The 794-nt window shown below is 52.5% G+C and carries 1 protein-coding gene; it reads right to left on the reverse strand.

What is annotated here, in order from left to right:
* Positions 1-26: 26 nt before the first annotated feature.
* Positions 27-731: an IS6-like element IS26 family transposase gene (locus ACJ8QI_RS25510; protein WP_001067855.1), complete on the reverse strand. Its 705-nt coding sequence runs from the start codon at positions 729-731 to the stop codon at positions 27-29.
* Positions 732-794 lie beyond the last annotated feature (63 nt).

A 794-nucleotide genomic window follows, 5' to 3' on the forward strand; every position in this document is an offset into this window, starting at 1 on the left:
GCAGCCTTTTGTCTTATTCAAAGGCCTTACATTTCAAAAACTCTGCTTACCAGGCGCATTTCGCCCAGGGGATCACCATAATAAAATGCTGAGGCCTGGCCTTTGCGTAGTGCACGCATCACCTCAATACCTTTGATGGTGGCGTAAGCCGTCTTCATGGATTTAAATCCCAGCGTGGCGCCGATTATCCGTTTCAGTTTGCCATGATCGCATTCAATCACGTTGTTCCGGTACTTAATCTGTCGGTGTTCAACGTCAGACGGGCACCGGCCTTCGCGTTTGAGCAGAGCAAGCGCGCGACCATAGGCGGGCGCTTTATCCGTGTTGATGAATCGCGGGATCTGCCACTTCTTCACGTTGTTGAGGATTTTACCCAGAAACCGGTATGCAGCTTTGCTGTTACGACGGGAGGAGAGATAAAAATCGACAGTGCGGCCCCGGCTGTCGACGGCCCGGTACAGATACGCCCAGCGGCCATTGACCTTCACGTAGGTTTCATCCATGTGCCACGGGCAAAGATCGGAAGGGTTACGCCAGTACCAGCGCAGCCGTTTTTCCATTTCAGGCGCATAACGCTGAACCCAGCGGTAAATCGTGGAGTGATCGACATTCACTCCGCGTTCAGCCAGCATCTCCTGCAGCTCACGGTAACTGATGCCGTATTTGCAGTACCAGCGTACGGCCCACAGAATGATGTCACGCTGAAAATGCCGGCCTTTGAATGGGTTCATGTGCAGCTCCATCAGCAAAAGGGGATGATAAGTTTATCACCACCGACTATTTGCAACAGTGCC

Source organism: Serratia sp. CY84636 (assembly GCF_052166245.1).
Taxonomy (GTDB): Bacteria; Pseudomonadota; Gammaproteobacteria; order Enterobacterales; family Enterobacteriaceae; genus Serratia; species Serratia nevei.